13 protein-coding genes and 1 tRNA gene are annotated in these 19,175 nt (G+C 70.9%); 6 read left to right on the forward strand and 8 right to left on the reverse strand.

What is annotated here, in order from left to right; translation table 11 throughout:
• Positions 1-24: 24 nt before the first annotated feature.
• The 3 genes from mfd to QFW96_RS24920 form a co-directional block, all read right to left on the reverse strand.
• Entirely contained in the window at positions 25-3,609 is a 3,585-nt protein-coding gene (gene mfd / locus QFW96_RS24910) for a transcription-repair coupling factor (protein WP_281458151.1), read from the reverse strand.
• 150 nt (positions 3,610-3,759) lie between these two features.
• Entirely contained in the window at positions 3,760-4,353 is a 594-nt protein-coding gene (locus QFW96_RS24915) for a TetR/AcrR family transcriptional regulator (protein WP_093415198.1), read from the reverse strand.
• A gap of 348 nt (positions 4,354-4,701) precedes the next feature.
• A complete protein-coding gene (locus QFW96_RS24920; protein WP_281458152.1) occupies positions 4,702-5,670 on the reverse strand; it encodes an acyl-CoA desaturase in 969 nt (322 codons plus the stop codon).
• 529 nt (positions 5,671-6,199) lie between these two features.
• On the opposite strand from QFW96_RS24920, the gene QFW96_RS24925 reads away from it, so the two are divergent.
• The 4 genes from QFW96_RS24925 to QFW96_RS24940 all read left to right on the forward strand — a co-directional run bounded on the left by QFW96_RS24925 (position 6,200) and on the right by QFW96_RS24940 (position 10,859).
• Positions 6,200-6,270: transfer RNA gene (locus QFW96_RS24925), tRNA-Gln, on the forward strand.
• Between the two features lie 110 nt (positions 6,271-6,380).
• Positions 6,381-8,111, forward strand: coding sequence for a GGDEF domain-containing protein (locus tag QFW96_RS24930; protein ID WP_281458153.1), 1,731 nt, complete (start codon positions 6,381-6,383; stop codon positions 8,109-8,111).
• A gap of 238 nt (positions 8,112-8,349) precedes the next feature.
• Positions 8,350-9,876, forward strand: a complete 1,527-nt coding sequence (gene glmU / locus QFW96_RS24935) for a bifunctional UDP-N-acetylglucosamine diphosphorylase/glucosamine-1-phosphate N-acetyltransferase GlmU (protein ID WP_281458154.1) — start codon at positions 8,350-8,352, stop codon at positions 9,874-9,876.
• 11 nt (positions 9,877-9,887) lie between these two features.
• On the forward strand, positions 9,888-10,859 hold the full coding sequence (locus QFW96_RS24940; protein ID WP_281458155.1) for a ribose-phosphate diphosphokinase: 972 nt from the start codon (positions 9,888-9,890) through the stop codon (positions 10,857-10,859).
• A 237-nt stretch (positions 10,860-11,096) separates the two neighbouring features.
• On the opposite strand, the gene QFW96_RS24945 is transcribed toward QFW96_RS24940, so the two are convergent.
• Positions 11,097-11,702 (reverse strand): malonic semialdehyde reductase, encoded by a 606-nt coding sequence (locus QFW96_RS24945; protein ID WP_281458156.1) that lies wholly within the window; start codon positions 11,700-11,702, stop codon positions 11,097-11,099.
• Positions 11,703-12,074: 372 nt separating this feature from the next.
• On the opposite strand from QFW96_RS24945, the gene QFW96_RS24950 reads away from it, so the two are divergent.
• Both QFW96_RS24950 and pth read left to right on the forward strand, forming a co-directional pair.
• Entirely contained in the window at positions 12,075-12,692 is a 618-nt protein-coding gene (locus QFW96_RS24950) for a 50S ribosomal protein L25/general stress protein Ctc (RefSeq protein ID WP_281458157.1), read from the forward strand.
• Positions 12,693-12,777: 85 nt separating this feature from the next.
• Positions 12,778-13,353, forward strand: a complete 576-nt coding sequence (pth, locus tag QFW96_RS24955) for an aminoacyl-tRNA hydrolase (protein ID WP_281458158.1) — start codon at positions 12,778-12,780, stop codon at positions 13,351-13,353.
• 113 nt (positions 13,354-13,466) lie between these two features.
• Here the strand turns inward: pth and QFW96_RS24960 are convergent, their stop codons facing one another.
• From QFW96_RS24960 to QFW96_RS24975, 4 genes are all read right to left on the reverse strand, one after another.
• Entirely contained in the window at positions 13,467-15,122 is a 1,656-nt protein-coding gene (locus tag QFW96_RS24960) for a fatty acyl-AMP ligase (RefSeq protein ID WP_281458159.1), read from the reverse strand.
• Positions 15,123-15,169: 47 nt separating this feature from the next.
• Positions 15,170-16,951 (reverse strand): ABC-F family ATP-binding cassette domain-containing protein, encoded by a 1,782-nt coding sequence (locus QFW96_RS24965; protein ID WP_281458160.1) that lies wholly within the window; start codon positions 16,949-16,951, stop codon positions 15,170-15,172.
• 19 nt (positions 16,952-16,970) lie between these two features.
• Positions 16,971-17,927 carry a 4-(cytidine 5'-diphospho)-2-C-methyl-D-erythritol kinase gene (locus QFW96_RS24970; protein ID WP_281458205.1) on the reverse strand — a complete coding sequence of 319 codons (957 nt, stop codon included), beginning with the start codon at positions 17,925-17,927 and terminating at the stop codon, positions 16,971-16,973.
• Positions 17,928-18,281: 354 nt separating this feature from the next.
• Positions 18,282-19,088: a MetQ/NlpA family ABC transporter substrate-binding protein gene (locus tag QFW96_RS24975; RefSeq protein WP_281458161.1), complete on the reverse strand. Its 807-nt coding sequence runs from the start codon at positions 19,086-19,088 to the stop codon at positions 18,282-18,284.
• Positions 19,089-19,175: the final 87 nt, after the last annotated feature.

Raw genomic sequence — 19,175 nt, forward strand, 5'->3', positions numbered from 1 at the left:
GGAAGGCTCGGTCGCTTTCCGGCGTCAGGCGGGCACGGGGTTGCTGGTGAGGGTCTCCAGGAACGTCGTGCACCACTCCAGCAGGGCTTCGTCGCGGAGTTGCGGGGCTCCCATGCGGCCACCCGCCGCTCCCTCCGTGGGGCGGGGCAGCGAGATCGTGCGCAGAGCGGGCTTGTAGACCGCCTTCGGGTGGAGCCGCTTGAGGCGGACCTGCTTGGAATCCGGCAGTTCCAGCGGCGCGAACCGCAGCGACGAGCCCTGCAGCGTCACCTCGCGAACCCCGTGCTCGCGGCAGATCTGCCGGAACCGGGCCACCTTGAGCAGCCGCTCCACCGGTTCCGGCAGCGGGCCGTAGCGGTCGGTGAGCTCGGCCCGCACCGCCTCCAGGTCGTCGGTGCCGGCCGCGGCGGCCAGCTTCCGGTAGGCCTCCAGGCGCAGCCGCTCGCCGGGCACGTAGTCGTGCGGGATGTGCGCGTCGATCGGCAGATCCACCCGGACGTCGGTGAGCTCCTCCTCGCCCTCGGCGGGCTCGGCACCGGCGTGCCTGCGGAAGGCGTCCACGGCCTCCCCCACCAGCCGCACGTACAGGTCGAAGCCGACGCCCGCGATGTGCCCGGACTGCTCGGCGCCCAGGATGTTGCCCGCGCCCCGGATCTCCAGGTCCTTCATCGCCACCGCCATGCCGGCGCCCAGCTCGGAGTTCTGGGCGATGGTGGCGAGCCGGTCGTGCGCGGTGTCGGTCAGCGGCTTCTCCGGCGGGTACAGGAAGTACGCGTAGCCGCGCTCGCGCGCCCGGCCGACGCGCCCGCGCAGCTGGTGCAGCTGGGCGAGGCCGAGCATGTCGGAGCGGTCCACGATCAGCGTGTTGGCGTTGGAGATGTCCAGGCCCGTCTCGATGATCGTGGTGCACACCAGCACGTCGTGCTCGCGCTCCCAGAAGCCCTGGATGATCTTCTCCAGCCGCTCCTCGTTCATCTGCCCGTGCGCGGTGACGATCCGCGCCTCCGGCACGAGCTCGCGCAGCTGGCGGGCCGCCTTCTCGATGTCGCTGACCCGGTTGTGCACGAAGAACACCTGCCCGTCGCGCAGCAGCTCGCGGCGGATCGCCGCGCCCACCTGCTTCGGGTCGTAGGCGCCGACGTAGGTCAGCACCGGGTGCCGCTCCTCCGGCGGGGTCAGGATCGTCGACATCTCGCGGATGCCGGCCATGCTCATCTCCAGCGTCCGCGGGATCGGCGTGGCCGACATGGTCAGCACGTCTACGTGCGTGCGCAGCGCCTTGATGTGCTCCTTGTGCTCGACGCCGAAGCGCTGCTCCTCGTCGACGATCACCAGCCCGAGGTCCTTGTAGCGGACGCCGGTCTGCAGCAGCCGGTGCGTGCCGATGACGATGTCGACCTCGCCGTCGGCCAGGCCCTTGATCGTCTGGTCGGACTCCATCGGGTCGGTGAACCGGGACAGGCCCTTGATGGTCACCGGGAACGAGCGCATCCGGTCGGCGAAGGTGTTGAGGTGCTGCTGCGCGAGCAGCGTCGTGGGCACCAGCACGGCGACCTGCTTGCCGTCCTGCACGGCCTTGAACGCCGCGCGCACCGCGATCTCGGTCTTGCCGTAGCCGACGTCGCCGCAGATCACCCGGTCCATCGGGACCGAGCGCTGCATGTCGCCCTTGACCTCGTCGATCGCGGCGAGCTGGTCACCGGTCTCGGTGTAGGGGAAGGCGTCCTCCAGCTCGCGCTGCCACGGGGTGTCGCCGCCGAAGGCGTGCCCTGGCGAGGACTGGCGGGCGGCGTAGAGCTGCACGAGCTCGGCGGCGATCTCCTTGACCGCCTTGCGCGCCTTGGCCTTGGTGTTCTTCCAGTCCGAGCCGCCGAGCTTGTTCAGCGTCGGCGTCTCGCCGCCCACGTAGCGGGTGACCTCGTCGAGCTGGTCGGTGGGCACGAACAGCCGGTCACCCGGCTGGCCGCGCTTGCTGGAGGCGTACTCCAGCACCAGGTACTCGCGGGTCGCGCCGCCGACGGTGCGCTGCACCATCTCGACGTACTTGCCGATGCCGTGCTGGTCGTGCACCACGAAGTCGCCGGTCTTGAGCGCCAGCGGGTCCACGGCGTTGCGGCGCCGCGACGGCATCCGCCGCATGTCCTTGGTGGAGGTCCCGCCGCGCCCACCGGTCAGGTCGGCCTCGGTGAGCACCACCAGCGCGATCTCCGGCGCGGCGAACCCGTCCTCCAGGCCGCCGCGCACCACGGTGACCACGCCGGAGGCGGGTTCCTCGGCGAGCCCGTCCTCGGCCAGCGAGGCGGGAAGCTCGGCCTCGCGCAGCTGCTGCACGGCGCGCTGCGCGGTCCCGGCACCGGCCACCACCAGCACGGCGGCACCGCCCGAGGCTGTGTGCGCGCGCAGGTCGGCGTAAGCGCGTTCGATCTCGCCCCGGTAGGCGTCGGGCTGCTTGAGGCTCAGCCGGACGACCTCGTCGTCCTCGCCTTCCTCGCTGGTCAGCTGGGTCAGCGGCCACCACGGCAGGCCCAGCGAGCGGGTGTGCTCGGCGACCTCGGCGAGACCCCGGTATGCCGAGGCGCCCAGGTCGATCGGGGCCTTGCCGCCGTCGGCGGCGACCATCCAGGACGCTTCGAGGAACTCCTGCCCGGTGCGCACCAGGTCGGCGGCGCGGGCGTGGATCTTCTCCGGGTCGGCCGGGATCACGTGCGTCCCGGCCGGGACGAGGTCGCTGAGCAGCTGCATCTCGCCCTCGCACAGCGCCGGGATGAGGGCCTCCATGCCCTCGACCGGGGCGCCACCGGCGATCTTGCCGAGCATCTCGGCCAGGTTCGCGTCGGCCTGGTGCTGCTCGGCGAGCTTGCCCGCGCGCTCGGCGACCTGCTCGGTGATGAGCAGCTCGCGGCAGGCGGGCGCGATCAGGTCGGTGTCCGGGGCCTCGGGCAGGGAGCGCTGGTCGGCGACGGAGAACGGGCGGATCTCGGTGACCTCGTCGCCCCAGAACTCGACCCGCAGCGGGTGCTCCTCGGTGGGCGGGAAGACGTCGACGATGCCGCCGCGCACGGCGAACTCGCCGCGCTTCTCGACCATGTCGACCCGGTCGTAGGCCAGCCCGGCCAGCCGCTCGACGGTCTCCTGGAAGTCGACCTCGACGCCCACCGACAGCCGCACCGGCGCGAGTTCGCCGAGGCCGGGCGCGATCGGCTGGATGAGGCTGCGGACCGTGGTGACCAGCACCCGGATCTGCCCGCACGGGTGTTCCTCGGGGTGAGCGAGCCTGCGCAGCACCGACAGCCTGCGGCCGACGGTGTCGGCGCGCGGCGACAGGCGCTCGTGCGGCAGCGTCTCCCAGGACGGGAAGACCTCGACGCCGTCGGGCCCGAGCAGGTCGGCGATCGCGGCGGCGGACTCCTCGGCCTCCCGGCCGGTGGCGGTGACCAGCAGCACCGGTCGGTCGGCCCCGGCGGCGAGCGCGGCGGCGGTCAGCGGGCGCGCGGCGGCCGGGCCCTCCACGACCAGGCGCGGGTTGTCCGCGGCGTCGATGAGGCGCCGCAGGGCGGGATCGCGCAGCACGTTGTCGAGCAGTCCGCGCAGGGGACCGGCCTTGCTCATGGAGCTACCTCGCAGCGGAGTGAAGCGAATGCGGACACACCTCGGCCCGGGACTCCGGCGCGAGGCGGCGGCCGCTCGAGCGGGGCGGCCACTCGAGCGGTGGGAACCCCAGACTACGACTCCGGGGTGACACGAACAGCCCGCCCCAGGTCACCGGGTCATCGGCTTGGGCTTGTGCTCCAGCCCGGACAGCCCGTTCCAGGCGAGGTTGACCAGGTGAGCGGCCACCTCCTCCTTCTTGGGCTTGCGCGCCTCCAGCCACCACTGGCCGGTCAGCGCGACCATGCCCACCAGCGCCTGGCTGTAGAGCGGGGCGAGCTTGGCGTCGTAGCCGCGGGCGGAGAACTGCAGCCCCAAGATGTGCTCGACCTGGCTGGCGATGTCGTTGAGCAGGCTGGAGAAGGTGCCGCTGCTGCTGGCCACCGGCGAGTCGCGGACCAGCACGCGGAAGCCGTCGGTGTTCTCGTCGATGTAGTCGACCAGGGCGTGCGCGGCCTGCTCCAGCAGCACCCGGGGGTGCCCGGCGTCGAGCGCCGAGACGATCAGGTCCAGCAGGTCGCGCATCTCGCGGTCGACCACGACCGCGTAGACGCCCTCCTTGCCGCCGAAGTGCTCGTAGACCACTGGCTTGGAGACCCCGGCGCGGTGCGCGATCTCCTCGATGGAGGTCCCGTCGAACCCCTTCTCCGCGAACAGCGCGCGCGCCACGTCCAGCAGCTGCTGGCGTCGTTCCTTACCGGTCATCCGCGCGCGCGGCCGCGCTGGAGCCCGCGTGGGCGCCGCCGTCTCGGGCGCGTTCCGCCCACGTCTCCGTCCTGCCACAACGACCCACCCTAAGACCTGTGTCGTGGTTACTTTGCGTGGCGGTGCGGGTAGCGGAACCTGACACGCCGCCTGGACTCCGTGCGCCACTCCTGATGTATGCCAATACGCGGCGTCGCGGCGTACTCGCCAGACGACGTGTCAGAACCCGCGGCAGTGCCGGCTGAGTCCCACACCTGAAACAACGGCTCCGCCGCACTCGCGGTGCAGGCCCGAGACACAGAGGTGCCCGCGCGGCGATCACCGCGCGGGCACCGTGGTTCGGCGCGGTCAGCCCTTGTAGTCGGTGACCGCGATGCGCGCGAGGCGCTGCTCGTTGGGCCAGCGGACCTTCCAGGCCCAGCCCAGCTTCTCGAAGATCCAGATGGTGCGCGCCGAGATGTCCAGCTGGCCGCGCAGCACGCCGTGCCGCGCGCAGGTCGGGTCGGCGTGGTGCGAGTTGTGCCAGGACTCGCCGAACGACAGGATCGCCAGCGGCCAGAAGTTGGACGCCTTGTCGCGGCTCTTGAACGGGCGCTCACCGATCATGTGGCAGATCGAGTTCACCGACCAGGTCACGTGGTGCAGCAGCGAGACGCGCACCAGACCGGCCCAGAAGAACGCGGTGACGCCGCCCCAGACGGACCAGGTGATCAGGCCGCCGAGGATGCCGGGAAGCACCAGGCTCAGCGCGGTCCACAGCGGGAACAGCTTGTCGACGCGCACCAGCTCGGCGTCCTTCTGCAGGTCCGGCGCGAAGCGGTCGTGGTTGGTCAGGTCGCGCTCGAACAGCCAACCCATGTGGGAGTACCAGAAGCCCTTGGCCAGGGCGGCCGGCGAGGAGCCGAAGCGCCACGGGGAGTGCGGGTCGCCGTCGCGGTCGGAGTAGGCGTGGTGCCTGCGGTGGTCGGCGACCCAGGTGATCACCGGACCCTGCACGGCCATCATCCCGGTGATGGCGAGGAACAACTTGACGCCGCGGTTCGCCTTGAACGAGCCGTGCGTGAAGTAGCGGTGGAAACCGACGGTCACGCCCAGCCCGGAGAAGAAGTAGAAGACAGCGGCCAAGCCGACGTCGACCCAGCCCAGTCCCCAGCCCCAGGCGGCGGGCACCGCCAGCAGTAGCGCCGCGAACGGGACCAGGACGAACACGTACACCGACAGGTGCCCGATCATCGGGCGCCGGCCGGCGGTCAGCGGCTTGGGTCCGGACTCACGACTGGGTTGAGGTGGGGTCACCGACTCGGTTGCTGCGGTCATGCTCAATACCTCGAATGGCTTGAGGAGGTGGGAAAACTTCGGTTCCACGCCCGACGATCACGGCCTCCGCAACACCTCCACCCTACGGGACCGTAACCTACGCTAGCGTAAGTTGTTCGATGCGAAATCGTCACCCCCCGAACGAAAAAAGCGGCGTGTCGCTGCGTTCCGGGCGTGTCTCGGGTTTCGTGTTCACCCGATCGTCCGCATCGCGCCGTGCAACCGGGCGCAGTCGATCTCCGTCCCCACGGTGTGCCTGCCCAGAACCAGCCGTGCGGGCTTCCGAGCCTCAGCCCCCGCCTGCCCCCGACTCCCCGACCGCAACGGCGGCAACCCCTCGCTCCGCCCTGCCGCCCGGCACCCCGTCCCCGACCCGGGCGCAACCCCGGCCGCGACACCGAGCCGGACACCGATTCCGCCGACCACGTGACGATCTCGACAGGCCGACACCGGTCGTTGTCACCGACCGGTAAGCTCACGCTGCGGCGCCGGTGCGCAACGCCCGGTTCCGGGGGCCCGACGCGCCCGATCCGCCGTGGTGTAAAGGCAGCACCTCGGATTTTGGTTCCGATGGTCCAGGTTCGAATCCTGGCGGCGGAGCGAGCAGCCCTCCCGGGCCCGACGCGGTGCGCGGCGACGCGCACCGCCCGGGCAGCCCGGGGGACAAGGTGAACAGGGGGTGTGCGCCGCTGCGCGACGACACTGCCGCATTGCGCGAAGATCCGGTGACCACGCTGGGCGAGGTGTCCGACGCGTGGTTGGTCGGTCGCGCTCGCGAACTCAACGCGGTCGGCCAGCACGGCGACCCGGCCGGCCAGTCCAACACGCTCCGCGAAGCCGACAACCTGCTGCTCGAAGCCCAGCGCCGGGGCGAACCGCGCATCGTCGCCCAGCTGCTGCGGCACTGCGCCGCCATGCGCCTGACCACGGCCGAACTGGTCGACAGCGCCGACGAACTCCTCGACGAGCTGCTCAGCCACACCAAGCGGCACGGTCTCGAAGTGCTGCAGGCCGACGCCCACGCGCTGCGCGGCCGCCGAGCCCTGCTCGTCGGCGCCGAGGACACCGCGCTGACCGAGGTCGCGCACGGCCTGGCCATGCTCGACGAGGAGCTGGCCCCCGACCGCACCCTGGGCCGCCGCTCCTGGGAGCGGCTGCTGGCGACCTCGCTGATCGACATCGGCCTGGTGCTCACCCAGCTCGGCGTCTACGAGATGGCCGACGAGGTGATGGCGCGCGCCCACCAGCGCATCCGCGAGAGCGGCGGGCCGCACGAGATCGCCGTGCACATGATCAACCGCTGCCGGATGCAGCTGGGCTGGGGACTGCGGCTGGAGCGCGTCGGCCTGTCCGACGAGGCCGCCAGCCAGTTCTCCACCGCCTCCGCCCTGGCCGTCGCCGTCGAGGGCCCGTGGCGGGAGTCGCTGTTCCCGCGCGTGTCCAACCGGACCGCCGCCGAGCAGATGCCGGTGCTGGGCGCCGCGCACGCCCTGGCCTCCCCCTCGGCCGACCACATCACGCGGCTGGAGGAGATGCGGCACCTCGACCGCTCGATGCACCCGCGGGAGCAGATCATCATGGCGATCGCGCTGTCCCGCTGCCTGGTGCGCGGCGATCACCGCGACGACGCCGTGCGCGTGCTGTCGGAGACGCTGACCAGCCTCAACCACGACTCCTCCGAACCGACCCTGCGGATCTCGCTGGCCCGGGAGTTCGCGCTGCTCACCGAGCTGGCGCCGGACCGGCCGCGGGACGCGCTGCGCGACTACGCGCTGGAGCTGGAGACCGAGCTGTGGGCGATGCGCGAGACGCGGGTGTCCACTTTGGCCACGCGCCTGGAGAACTCGCGGCTGAGCCACAAGCACGACGCGATCACCCGGCAGGCCCGCGAGGACCCGCTGACCGGCCTGTCCAACCGGCGCGCGCTCGACGACCGGCTGGAAACCCTGCTCAGCACACCGGAAGTGCAGCCGCTGGCGGTCGCGCTGGTCGACCTGGACGGCTTCAAGGGCGTCAACGACCGCTGCTCGCACGCCGAGGGCGACGACGTGCTGCGCACCGTCGCGCGCAACCTGCGCGACACGCTGCGCACCGACGACTTCGTCGCCCGCTACGGCGGTGACGAGTTCGTGGTCCTGCTGCCCGGCGCCACGCTCTCCGCGGCCGAGCAGGCCCTGCACCGCACCGTCGAGGCGGTCGACGGGTTGCCGCCGGAGCTCTCCCGCGGTGTGACGCTGTCGATCGGCGTGGTCGCGATGCGCCCGCAGGAGTCGGCCGCGCAGGTGCTGGCGCGCGCGGACGCCGCGATGTACCAGTCGAAGCGCAACGGCGGGAACCGCGTCACAGCACTCTCCGGAGTCAACGACCCCGCCGAGCCTCCCCCGGTCGAGCCACCCTCCGAGATCGATCAAGCCGTCTGGATCCCGCCGGACGCTCGCTGAGGGGCTCTGTCAACACATCGGGGCAAGATCACATTCGCCCAGCTAGAGGCCCGTTTCGTCCGCATCCGCAGAGCCGAGCGGCGGTACCATCTCAGCTGCTGCCGGAAGGGCAGGGGCGCCCGAGGTGCGGGGCGACCGGTCCGGTTACCCTTCACCCGCTTGGACGCAACAGGCACGTCGGCCGGCACCGGGACTCCGGGCTCGGCAGGCCGCATCTAGAGATCAAGGGAGAGCGCTGATGCTCCAGGGCGACACCGCCCAGCCCTCCTCTCAGCGCGCTGCTGCGCACCCGGAACCGGTCAGCACCGTGGTGCTGGCCGCCGGGGAGGGCACCAGGATGCGATCGGCGACACCGAAGGTGCTGCACCGGCTAGCCGGGCGCCCCCTCGTCGAGCACGCCGTTCGCGCCGCCGCAGGAATCGATCCGGATCAGCTGGTCGTCGTGCTCGGGCACGGCCGCGACGCCGTCGCCGAGCACCTGAGCTCGGTCGCCGACGCGCTGGGCCGCCCGGTCACCACCGCCGTCCAGGAGGAGCAGCTGGGCACCGGGCACGCCGTGTCCTGCGGCCTGTCCGAGCTCCCCGACGGGCTCACCGGAACGGTGCTGGTCAGCTACGGCGACGTGCCGCTGCTCGACGCCGAGACGCTGCGCGCGATGCTCGACGAGCACGCCACCACCGGCAACGCCGTCACGGTGCTCACCGCGGTCGTCGACGACCCGACCGGCTACGGCCGGATCACCCGCGACGCCGACGGCCAGGTCACCGGCATCGTCGAGCAGAAGGACGCCACGCCCGAGCAGGCGGCGATCACCGAGATCAACTCCGGGGTCTACGCCTTCGACGCGGAAGTCCTCACCGGCGCGCTCAAGCGGCTGTCCACCGACAACGCCCAGGGCGAGCTCTACCTCACCGACGTGCTGTCCATCGCGCGCGGCGACGGCCGCGACGTCGGCACGCTGATCTGCGCCGACCGGTGGCTGGTCGAGGGCGTCAACGACCGGGTGCAGCTGTCCCGGCTCGGCTCCGAGCTCAACCGCCGCCTGGTCACCGGCTGGATGCGCGAGGGCGTCACCGTCGTCGACCCGGCCACGGTGTGGCTGGACTGCGACGTGACGCTGGCCCGCGACGTGACGCTGGAGCCGGGCGTGCAGCTGCGCGCCGGCACCACCGTCGGCGAGGGCGCGACCATCGGCCCGGACACCACGCTGACGCGCTGCGCGATCCACCCCGGCTCCTCCGTGGTGCGCACGCACGGCGAGGGCGCGGAGATCGGCCCGAACGCCAGCGTCGGCCCGTTCGCCTACCTGCGGCCGGGCACCTCGCTGGGCGCCAAGGGCAAGATCGGCACGTTCGTGGAGACCAAGAACGCCGACATCGGCGACGGCACGAAGGTGCCGCACCTGACCTACGTGGGCGACGCGACGATCGGCGAGCAGACCAACATCGGCGCCGCCAGCGTCTTCGTCAACTACGACGGTGTGAACAAGCATCACACCAAGATCGGATCCCACTCGCGCACCGGAGCCGACAACATGTTCGTCGCACCGGTCGAGATCGGCGACGGCGCCTACACCGCCGCCGGTTCGGTGATCACCCAAGATGTCCCCCCGGGCGCGATGGCGGTCGCCCGCGGGAGGCAACGCAACATCGATGGCTGGGTGGCCAAGCGCCGCCCGGGCACCGCCGCCGACCAGGCCGCCCAGCGGGCTATGGGCGATGAACCGACCGATGACGCAGAGACGTCGAACGGGGAGGGACGATGACCGTGAGTGCCATGTCTGCAACCCCGAAGAAGAGCCTCAAGCTCTTCTCGGGCCGCAGCCACCCGGAACTTGCCGAGGAGGTGGCCAAGCAGCTCGACGTGACGGTCACGCCCCAGGCCGCGTACCAGTTCGCCAACGGCGAGATCTTCGTGCGCTACGACGAGTCCGTTCGTGGCTGCGATGCCTTCGTGATCCAGTCGCACTGCACGCCGCTGAACGACGCGATCATGGAACAGCTGATCATGGTGGACGCGCTCAAGCGCGCCAGCGCCAAGCGCATCACCGTGGTCATCCCGTTCTACGGCTACGCCCGTCAGGACAAGAAGCACAAGGGCCGCGAGCCGATCTCGGCGCGGCTGATGGCGGACCTGTTCAAGACCGCCGGCGCCGACCGGATCATGGTCGTGGACCTGCACACCGACCAGATCCAGGGCTTCTTCGACGGTCCGGTGGACCACCTGATGGCGCAGAAGCTGCTCGCCAGCTACATCAGCGAGACCTACACCGACCAGAACATCACCGTGGTCTCCCCGGACTCCGGTCGTGTGCGCGTCGCCGAGAAGTGGGCCGACGACCTGGGTGGCACGCCGCTGGCGTTCATCCACAAGACCCGCGACCCCAGCAAGCCCAACCAGGTGGTCGCCAACCGCGTCGTCGGTGACGTCGAGGGCCGGCTGTGCGTGCTGGTCGACGACATGATCGACACCGGCGGCACCATCACCAAGGCCACCGAGCAGCTGCTCGAGGCCGGCGCCAGCGACGTCATCATCGCCTCCACCCACGCGGTCCTGTCGGGCCCGGCCGTGGAGCGGCTGTCGTCCTGCGGCGCCAAGGAGGTCGTGCTGACCAACACGCTCCCCATCCCGGAGGAGCGCCGGTTCGACAACCTCACCGTCCTGTCGATCGCCCCGCTCGTCGCCGAGGCGATCCACCAGGTCTTCGAGGACGGCTCGGTCACCAGCCTCTTCGACGGCCGCGCCTGACGGTCCCCGTCGACGCGAAAGGCCCCGGTCCAGGCGGACCGGGGCCTTTCGCCGTCCGGAGGTGGGGAAGTTTTCATGAGAACTTCGGTGACGAAGTGTCGGGACAGTTTTCATGAAAACTTCCCCACGATGAGGATCTCCACGGACCTTCCGTCCCCACGGGGAGGGAAGTTTTCATGAAAACTTCGAGGGTCGTGGGTGGGGACGGTTTTCATGAAAACTTCCCCCATCACAGGGTCAGAGGGTGGTGACGACCTCGTCGTAGTCGAGGCGCGGGAGGCGATCGAACCAGGGGTTCTCGCCCGGCTTGCCGATGTTGGCGACGACGAGGGTCTGCCGGTCGCCCTCGGGGAAGAACTCGGCGTTGATGCCCGCGGCGTCCAGGCCGGTCATCGGGCCGACGGCCAGACCCGCCGCGCGAACGCCGAGGAAGAAGTAACCCGCCTGCAGCGTGGCGTTGAGCTTGGCGTTCTGCTCCCGGAAACCGGGGTCGGCGAAGATGTCCTTGGCACCGGGGCTGTGCGGGAAGAGCCTCGGCAGGTTCTCGTGGAACTCGGTGTCCGCGGCCAGGATCGCCACCAGCGGGGCCTGCTCGGTCTTGGCCCGGTTGCCCTCCATCAGGTGCGGCAGCAGGCGCTGCTTGGCCTCGGCGGAGCGCAGCAGCACGATCCGCAGCGGCTGCTGGTTCATCGAGGTCGGAGCCCACTTGACCAGGTCGTAGATGGCCTGGACCTGCTCGTCGGTGACGGGCTCGTCGCTGAAGGTGTTGGCGGTGCGGGCCTCGCGGAACAGCAGGTCCTGAGCCTGGGGGTCGAGCGCGAGCTCGGACTGGGCGGTGGTCATCGGATCACTCCTGGGGCTGGGACGGGTCTCTCCACCCCACCGCAACATCCGTGAACGTTCAACGATTTCCGGACCCTCCCGCGTGTAATCCGGGTCACCGATCGGGTGGGGGTCCACCCGTGCGAAAACGTCTATGCAAGCACCGTTTAGACTATTCGGGTTGCCTCGGCGAGGTCGGGACGTCCGCCCGGCGTGATCGGCGCGGTGGCACGGTGATGGTCGGTCGATTTCTCCTCCGGCGCACTGATGTCGCGCACTCCCCTGGTGCCGCTTTTCCACCGGCGCCCGTCGATCTCTCCAGAAGCGCGCCCCACCGCCGCAGGCCAGCGAACAACTCACGTTCCGCCCGACGTCATCAAGGAGTGCAGCACCGTGTCCGAGGTACGAATCGCAGTCGAGCAGCGCAACGAGTTCGGCAAGGGAGCGGCCCGCCGCACCCGCCGTGCCGGCAAGATCCCCGCGGTCCTCTACGGCCACGGCGCCGACCCGAAGCACCTGTCGCTGCCCAGCGTCGAGTTCGCCCGCGCCGTCCGTGAGAACGGGCACAACGCGGTTCTGACCCTCGAGGTCCAGGGCTCCGCCGACGAGCTCGCGCTGACCAAGACCATCACCGCCCACCCGATCAAGGGCTACATCGAGCACGTGGACCTGCTGCTGGTCAAGCGCGGCGAGAAGGTCACCGTCAACGTCCCGATCGTCATCACCGGCGACGCCGCCTCCGGCGCCCTGGTCAGCCAGGAGCTCACCGAGGTCGAGATCGAGGCCGAGGCGCTGCACATCCCGGAGCAGGTCGAGCTGTCCATCGAGGGCCTGGAGATCGGCACCCAGCTGCACGTCTCCGACCTCAAGCTGCCGAAGGGCTCGACCCTGCAGGGCGACCCGGAGGCCATGGTCGTGAACATCTCCGAGGCCGCCGCCTCGATGGAGGAGGAGTCGGCCACCGAGGGCGAGGAGCCCGCCGCCGAGGAAGAGACCTCCGAAGAGGCCTGAGCCTGACGACGTCGGGCGCACCCGCGCCGTCCCCTCGACCGGGGGCGGCGCGGGGCGTGCCTCCGCACGAGGGAGACTTACTTCCGTGACCACTGCGGACGCGGTTTCTGTGATCGTCGGGCTGGGCAACCCCGGTCCGCGCTACGAGGGCAACCGGCACAACATCGGTTTCCTCGTCGCCGACGAGCTCGCCGCGCGCATCGGCGGCAAGTTCAAGTCCCACAAGTCCGGTGCCGACGCCGTCGAAGGACGGCTGTCCGGCGCCCGGTCGGTGCTGGTCAAGCCGCGTTCGTTCATGAACCTCTCCGGCGGCCCGGTCGCCGGGGCGGTGAAGTTCTTCAAGACCCCACCCGAGTCGCTGATCGTCATCCACGACGAGCTGGACCTGCCCTTCGGCACGGTCCGGATCAAGAAGGGCGGCGGCGAGAACGGCCACAACGGCCTGCGCTCCATCTCGAAGTCCCTGGGCACCCGCGACTACCTGCGGGTCCGCTTCGGGGTCGGCCGCCCGCCCGGCCGGATGGATCCGGCCGACTACGTCCTCAAGGACTTCTCGACGGTCGAGCGCAAGGAGCTCGCCTACTTCGTCGACCTCTGCGCGGACGCGACGGAAGCCCTGGTCACCAAGGGCCTCGAAGCCGCCCAGAACGAGTTCCACTGACGTTCCGCCGCTGACGTCCCGTCGGGAGCCCTCCCGGGCACCGGACAGTTTTAGCCATAATTGCCCATGATCAATGTCCGAAATGTCGGGACAATTATGGCTAAAACTGTCCCCTAGTGACCCGGCACCAGGTCCGCAGTGGCCGCGCGGCGGAGCTTCCCCGAAGGGGTCTTCGGCAGCGCTCCCGGCGGGAGGACGACGACCTCGGCCGGGCGCACGCCGACGGCGTCGACGACGCGGGAGACGACCTCCTTGCGCAGCGCCTTCTCCGCCTCCTCCGACCCGGCCTGCTTGGACTCCAGGACGACCGCGAAGCGCTCGCGCCTGCTGCCCGCCTCCAGCCGGACCGCCGCCGCGTTGCCGGGACGCACTCCGGAGACCTCGCAGGCGGCTCGCTCGATGTCGATCGGGTAGATGTTGCGGCCGCCCATGATGATCACGTCCTTGCGACGCCCGCAGATCACCACCTGCCCGTCCGCCAGGTACCCCTCGTCGCCGGTGTCCAGCCACCCCTCGGCGTCCTGCACCTCCCGCGGGCCGTTCACCGTGAGGTAGCCGGGGGTCACCGCCTCGCCGCGGATCCGCAGCTGCCCGACCTGCCGGTCGCCGAGCACCCGCCCCTCGTCGTCGACGACGTCGACCTCCAGGCCCGGCAGCGGACGCCCCAGCAGCGCGAACCGACGAGCCTGCGGCGCGCCGGGGTCCACCGGCTCCGCCACGCGCCGCTTCTCCAGGGCCTCCGCGTCGACCGAGTCGGTCTCGACGCCCCGCCGCAGCGGCGCGAACGACACCGCCAGCGTCGCCTCGGCCATGCCGAACGCGCACACCATGCAGTCCGGGGCGAGCCCGAAGCGCGCGCCCGCGTCGGTGAACGCCTGCGCGGCCGCCGGGTCGATCGGCTCCGCGCCGTTGAGCGTGAACCGCAGGCTGGACAGGTCGAACTCCTCGTCAGTGCGCGCCATCCGGCGCCCCACCACCGCGTAGGCGAAGTTCGGCGCCGCGGTGACCGTGCCGCGGTACTTGCTGATCAGCTTCGGCCACAGCAGCGGACCGGCGAGGAAGTCCGACGGCGTGACCTTGACCGCGGACATCCCGATCGCCATCGGCACCGTCAGGCACCCGACCATCCCCATGTCGTGGAACAGCGGCAGCCAGGACACGGCCACGTCCCGCTCCGGGTCGAGCTCGGCGGCGGTGACCATCGCGCGCAGGTTCGCGTGCAGGTTGCGGTGGGTGATCCGCACGGCCTTCGGGTCCGCGGTCGAACCGCTGGTCAGCTGCAGCAGCGCGGTGGCGTCCTCGTCGACCTCGACCGGTCCGGGCAGCGGTTCGCCCTCGGAGGCGGCGAGCCCGGCGAGGTTGCGGTAGGCGATGCCGTTGTCGTCCAGGACCCCGCCGAGCTGCTCGAACGGCGGCCCGAGCAGCACCAGCCCGGCGCCGATCATCGACAGCACCTTGAGCGTGTCCTCGGCCCAGTGGCCGAGGTCGGTGCGCGGGGTCGGCTGGTGCAGCATCGTCACGCTCCCGCCGCCGAGCCACACCGCCTGCACGGCGGTCCCGATCAGACCGGGATCGGCCGCGAGGATCGCGACGGCCGCGCCGGGCCGCAGCTGATCGCCCAGCCCGCCGGCCATCCGCAGCGCGTCGTCGTGCACCTGCGCCCACGTCCGGAACCGGGGCTCCTCGGGTTCTCCGGTGGTGAGGCCGCGAGCGCCCTCCCCGGAGTTCCGCCGAGCCGACGCCACCAAGGTCTCCACGAACCGACTCATGTGACGCAGCTTACGATCCGGGACTCGCCGAGGCATTCCCCGACGCGCTACCCGAGCTGGTCGGCCAGCTCCATCCAGCGGGTCTCCAGGTCGTCCTTCTCCTGGTGCAGCGACTGGAGATCGGCGTTGAGCGCGGCGAGCCGCTCCGGCTCGGTGGCCGCCTCGGCGAGCTTCTCGTGCAGGTCCGACTCGCGCTTCGCGAGCTTGTCGAGCTGCCGCTCGAACCGCGCGAGCTCCTTGCGCGCCGCGTGCTCCTCCGCGCCGGACAGGCCGCTGCGCGACGCGGGCGCGTCGGTGGCCTGCTTGCCGACGCTGGTCTCCGCCGCCAGCAGCGAGTGCCGCTTCCGCAGGTACTCGTCGATGCCGCCGGGCAGGTGGGTGAGCTTCCCGTCGCCGAACAGCGCGTGGACGCTGTCGCACACCCGCTCGACCAGGTACCGGTCGTGCGAGACCACGACCATCGTGCCCGGCCAGGTGTCGAGCAGGTCCTCCAGCTGCTGCAGGGTGTCGATGTCCAGGTCGTTCGTCGGCTCGTCGAGGATCAGCACGTTCGGCTCGTCCATGAGCAGCCGCGCCAGCTGCAGCCGACGCCGCTCGCCGCCGGAGAGGTCCCCGACCGGCGTCCACTGCCGCCCCTTGCCGAACCCGAACCGCTCCCCCAGCTGCGAGGCGGACAGCTCGTACTTGCCGAGCGTGACGCTCTTGGCGACGTCCTCGATCGCCTCCAGCACCCGCCAGTCGCCCGGCAGGTCGTGCAGCTCCTGGGTCAGGTGCGCCATCCGCACCGTCTTGCCCTCGGTGCGCTTGCCCGCGTCCGGTTCGCGCTCCCCGGCCAGCAGCTTGAGCAGGGTGGTCTTGCCGGATCCGTTGACGCCGACCAGACCGATCCGGTCGCCGGGCCCGATCCGCCAGGTCACGTTCTCCAGCAGCGCCCGGTCGCCGATGCGCAGGTCGACGTCCTCCAGCTCCAGGACGGTCTTGCCCAACCGCCGCTTGGCGAAGGCCAGCAGCTCGACGGAGTCGCGCGGTTCCGGGACGTCGGAGATCAGCGCCTCGGCGGCCTCCACCCGGTAGCGCGGCTTGGAGGTGCGGGCCTTGGCGCCGCGCTGCAGCCAGGCGAGCTCCTTGCGGGCCAGGTTCTGCCTGCGCTCCTCGGTGGCCTGGGCGATGCGGGCGCGCTCGGCGCGGGCGAAGATCCAGTCCGCGTAGCCGCCCTCGTACTGCTCGACCTTGCCGTCCACGACCTCCCAGGTGCGGTTGCAGACGGTGTCGAGGAACCAGCGGTCGTGCGTGACGATCACCAGCGCGCACTTGCGCTCCAGCAGGTGGTCGGCCAGCCAGCGCACGCCCTCGACGTCGAGGTGGTTGGTGGGCTCGTCGAGCACCAGCAGGTCCAGGTCGCGCACCAGCGCGGCGGCCAGCGCAACCCGGCGGCGCTCGCCACCGGAGAAGTCCTTGACCGGGGTGTCCAGGCCGAGGCGGGTCATGCCGAGCCCGCCCAGGACCGACCGGACCCGCGGGTCGGCGGCCCACTCGTGCTCGGCGGTGAAGCCGTGCGGGTCGAGCACCGCATTGCGGACCGTGGCGTCCTCCGGCAGCTCGGTGCGCTGGGTGACCACGGCCATCCGCAGGTCGCGGGACTGCGAGACGCGGCCGTCGTCGGGTTCGGCGAGGCCGGCCAGCACCTCCAGCAGCGTCGTCTTGCCGCCGCCGTTGAGGCCGACGACGCCGATCCGCTCGCCTTCCGACACGCCCAGCGACACGCCGTCGAGCAACGGGCGCACGCCGTAGGACTTGCTGACCGTTTCCAGGTTGACCAGGTTGACCATCGAGTTTTCGACTACTCCGTCACGCGTGGACTTGGGGCGGGGTGGGGCGGTTGGCGGGTTCCTCGGTGAGGACCTTCGCCCCCGGCACGGGACCGTGCGCGACCCGGACGGTGCGGCACACGCCGGCACCGGAGAGCTCCGCGGCCACCCGGACCGCCTCCTCGCCGTCGGTGCACAGGAAGGCGCAGGTCGGGCCGGAGCCGGAGACGACCCCGGCCAGCGCGCCCGCCTGCACGCCCGCACGCAGCGTGCGGCGCAGGTTCGGGCGCAGCGAGACCGCCGCGGCCTGCAGGTCGTTGCCCAGCAGCAGCGCGAGCTGCCGGGGATCGCCGGAGGCCAGCGCCTCCAGCAGCGGTTCCACCTCGCCGATCCGGCCGTTGCCGTTCTCGGCGCGGAGCCGGTCGAGCTCGCCGTAGACGCCGGGCGTGCTCAGCCCTTCCTTGTCCAGGGCGATGACCCAGTGGAAGGTGTGGCGGGCCAGCACCGGCACGAGGCTCTCGCCGCGGCCGGTGCCCAGCGCGGTGCCGCCCTGCAGCGAGAACGGGACGTCGCTGCCGATCTGGGCGGCGATCTCGCTGAGCTCGTCGCGGCCGAGTTCCAGGCGCCACAGCTGGTTGACGGCCTGCAGCGTGGCGGCGGCGTCGGCGCTGCCACCGGCCATGCCGCCGGCGACCGGGATTCCCTTGTTGATCGAGATGCGCAGGCCCGGGTTCTCCGGGTCGCGGCCGCTGCGCTCGGCGAGCAGCCGCACCGCCTTCCACGCGAGGTTCTCGGGACCGGTGGGGACGGAGTCCGCCCCCTCGCCCTGGACCTCGAGGGCGGGCTCGTCGGCCGCCAGCACGGTGACGTCGTCGGTCAGCGACAAGGCCTGGAAGACGGTGACCAGCTCGTGGTAGCCGTCCGGACGCGCGTCACCCACCGAAAGGTGGAGGTTCACCTTCGCCGGGACGCGGACGGTGATCGGTGTAGGAACCACGGAGAGCACACCAAGAGCCTACGTGCCCGGAGAACCTCACCGCCCACTTCCCTGCGCACACCGTTCCCGAAGTCCGGATCAGCCACGATCAACCCCGACAGACGCCCCGATTACCGCCGTATCCCGGCACCCGATTACCGCCGTGTTCCGGCACCCGATTACGGCGGTATTCCGGTACCCGATTACCGCCGTATTCCGGTACCCGATTACGGCGGTAATCCGGCGGCGGATTACGGCGGTAATCGGGTCTCCCCTGGGTGGGGAACGGAATACGGCCGTAATCGGGGGTCCGATTACGGCCGTATTCGGGTCACCCCGCGGGTCAGGAGGCGGGCTGATCAGGAGGCGGGCTGATCAGGAGGCGGGGACGACGGCGACGCCGCCCCACTTCTGGTTGATGAAGTCCTTGACCTGCTGGCTGCGGAGGAGCTCGGCGAGCTTGAGGATGCGCGGGTCCTTCGCCAGGGCCGGGGTGGTGACCAGGCCGTTGGCGTAGGGGTTGTTCTGCGCGTTCTCCACCAGGAGCGGGTCCGAGAGCTTCGCCTTGATCGCGTAGTTGCCGTTGACGACCGCCGCGGCGGCGTCGTCGACCGAGCGCGGCAGCTGGTCCGGGGACAGGTCCTTGAGCTGCAGGTTCTTCGGGTTCTCGGCGATCGCGGCGTCCAGCCGGGTGCCGACGGCGGCCTCCGGCTTGAGCTTGATCAGACCGCCCTGCTCCAGCAGCTTCAGGCCGCGGAACTGGTTGGCCGGGTCGTTGGAGAGCGTCACCGTGGCGCCCGCCGGCAGCTCGGCCAGCGACTTGACCTGCTTGGAGTACACCGCCAGCGGCTCCAGGTGCACCGGCGCGACCCAGGCGAAGTCGCCGCCGCGCTGCTTGCGGTACTCCTCCAGGTACGGCACGTGCTGGAAGTAGTTCGCGTCCAGCTCGCCGTGGGCGACGGCCTCGTTCGGCCGGTTGTAGTCGTCGAACTTCTCGATCTCGATGTCGATCCCGGCCTGCTCGGCGAGGTTGTCGTCGACGTACTGCAGGATCTCGCCGTGCGGCGTCGGGCTGACCCCGATCCGCAGCGGGGCGTTGGGGTCTTCGGCGGCGGAACCACCACCGCAGGCGGCCAGCAGCACTCCGGCCGAGGCGAGAAGCGCAGCGAAGCGCAAACGCATGTCGTGCGTCCTTTCGGGTACGAGCCTGTTTTTCAGGCAGGCAGGGGGAACGCACCGTCCTCGTGAGACGGGTGCGCTCGAACGGGG

The organism is Saccharopolyspora ipomoeae (assembly GCF_029952525.1).
In the GTDB taxonomy this organism is placed as follows: domain Bacteria; phylum Actinomycetota; class Actinomycetes; order Mycobacteriales; family Pseudonocardiaceae; genus Saccharopolyspora; species Saccharopolyspora ipomoeae.

Coding starts and splice junctions, on each gene's coding strand:
- mfd (WP_281458151.1), bottom strand. CDS start 3,609: ATGAGCAAGGCCGGTCCCCTGCGCGGACTGCTCGACAACGTGCTGCGC.
- QFW96_RS24915 (WP_093415198.1), bottom strand. CDS start 4,353: ATGACCGGTAAGGAACGACGCCAGCAGCTGCTGGACGTGGCGCGCGCG.
- QFW96_RS24920 (WP_281458152.1), bottom strand. CDS start 5,670: ATGACCGCAGCAACCGAGTCGGTGACCCCACCTCAACCCAGTCGTGAG.
- glmU (WP_281458154.1), top strand. CDS start 8,350: ATGCTCCAGGGCGACACCGCCCAGCCCTCCTCTCAGCGCGCTGCTGCG.
- QFW96_RS24940 (WP_281458155.1), top strand. CDS start 9,888: ATGTCTGCAACCCCGAAGAAGAGCCTCAAGCTCTTCTCGGGCCGCAGC.
- QFW96_RS24945 (WP_281458156.1), bottom strand. CDS start 11,702: ATGACCACCGCCCAGTCCGAGCTCGCGCTCGACCCCCAGGCTCAGGAC.
- QFW96_RS24960 (WP_281458159.1), bottom strand. CDS start 15,122: ATGAGTCGGTTCGTGGAGACCTTGGTGGCGTCGGCTCGGCGGAACTCC.
- QFW96_RS24965 (WP_281458160.1), bottom strand. CDS start 16,951: ATGGTCAACCTGGTCAACCTGGAAACGGTCAGCAAGTCCTACGGCGTG.
- QFW96_RS24975 (WP_281458161.1), bottom strand. CDS start 19,088: ATGCGTTTGCGCTTCGCTGCGCTTCTCGCCTCGGCCGGAGTGCTGCTG.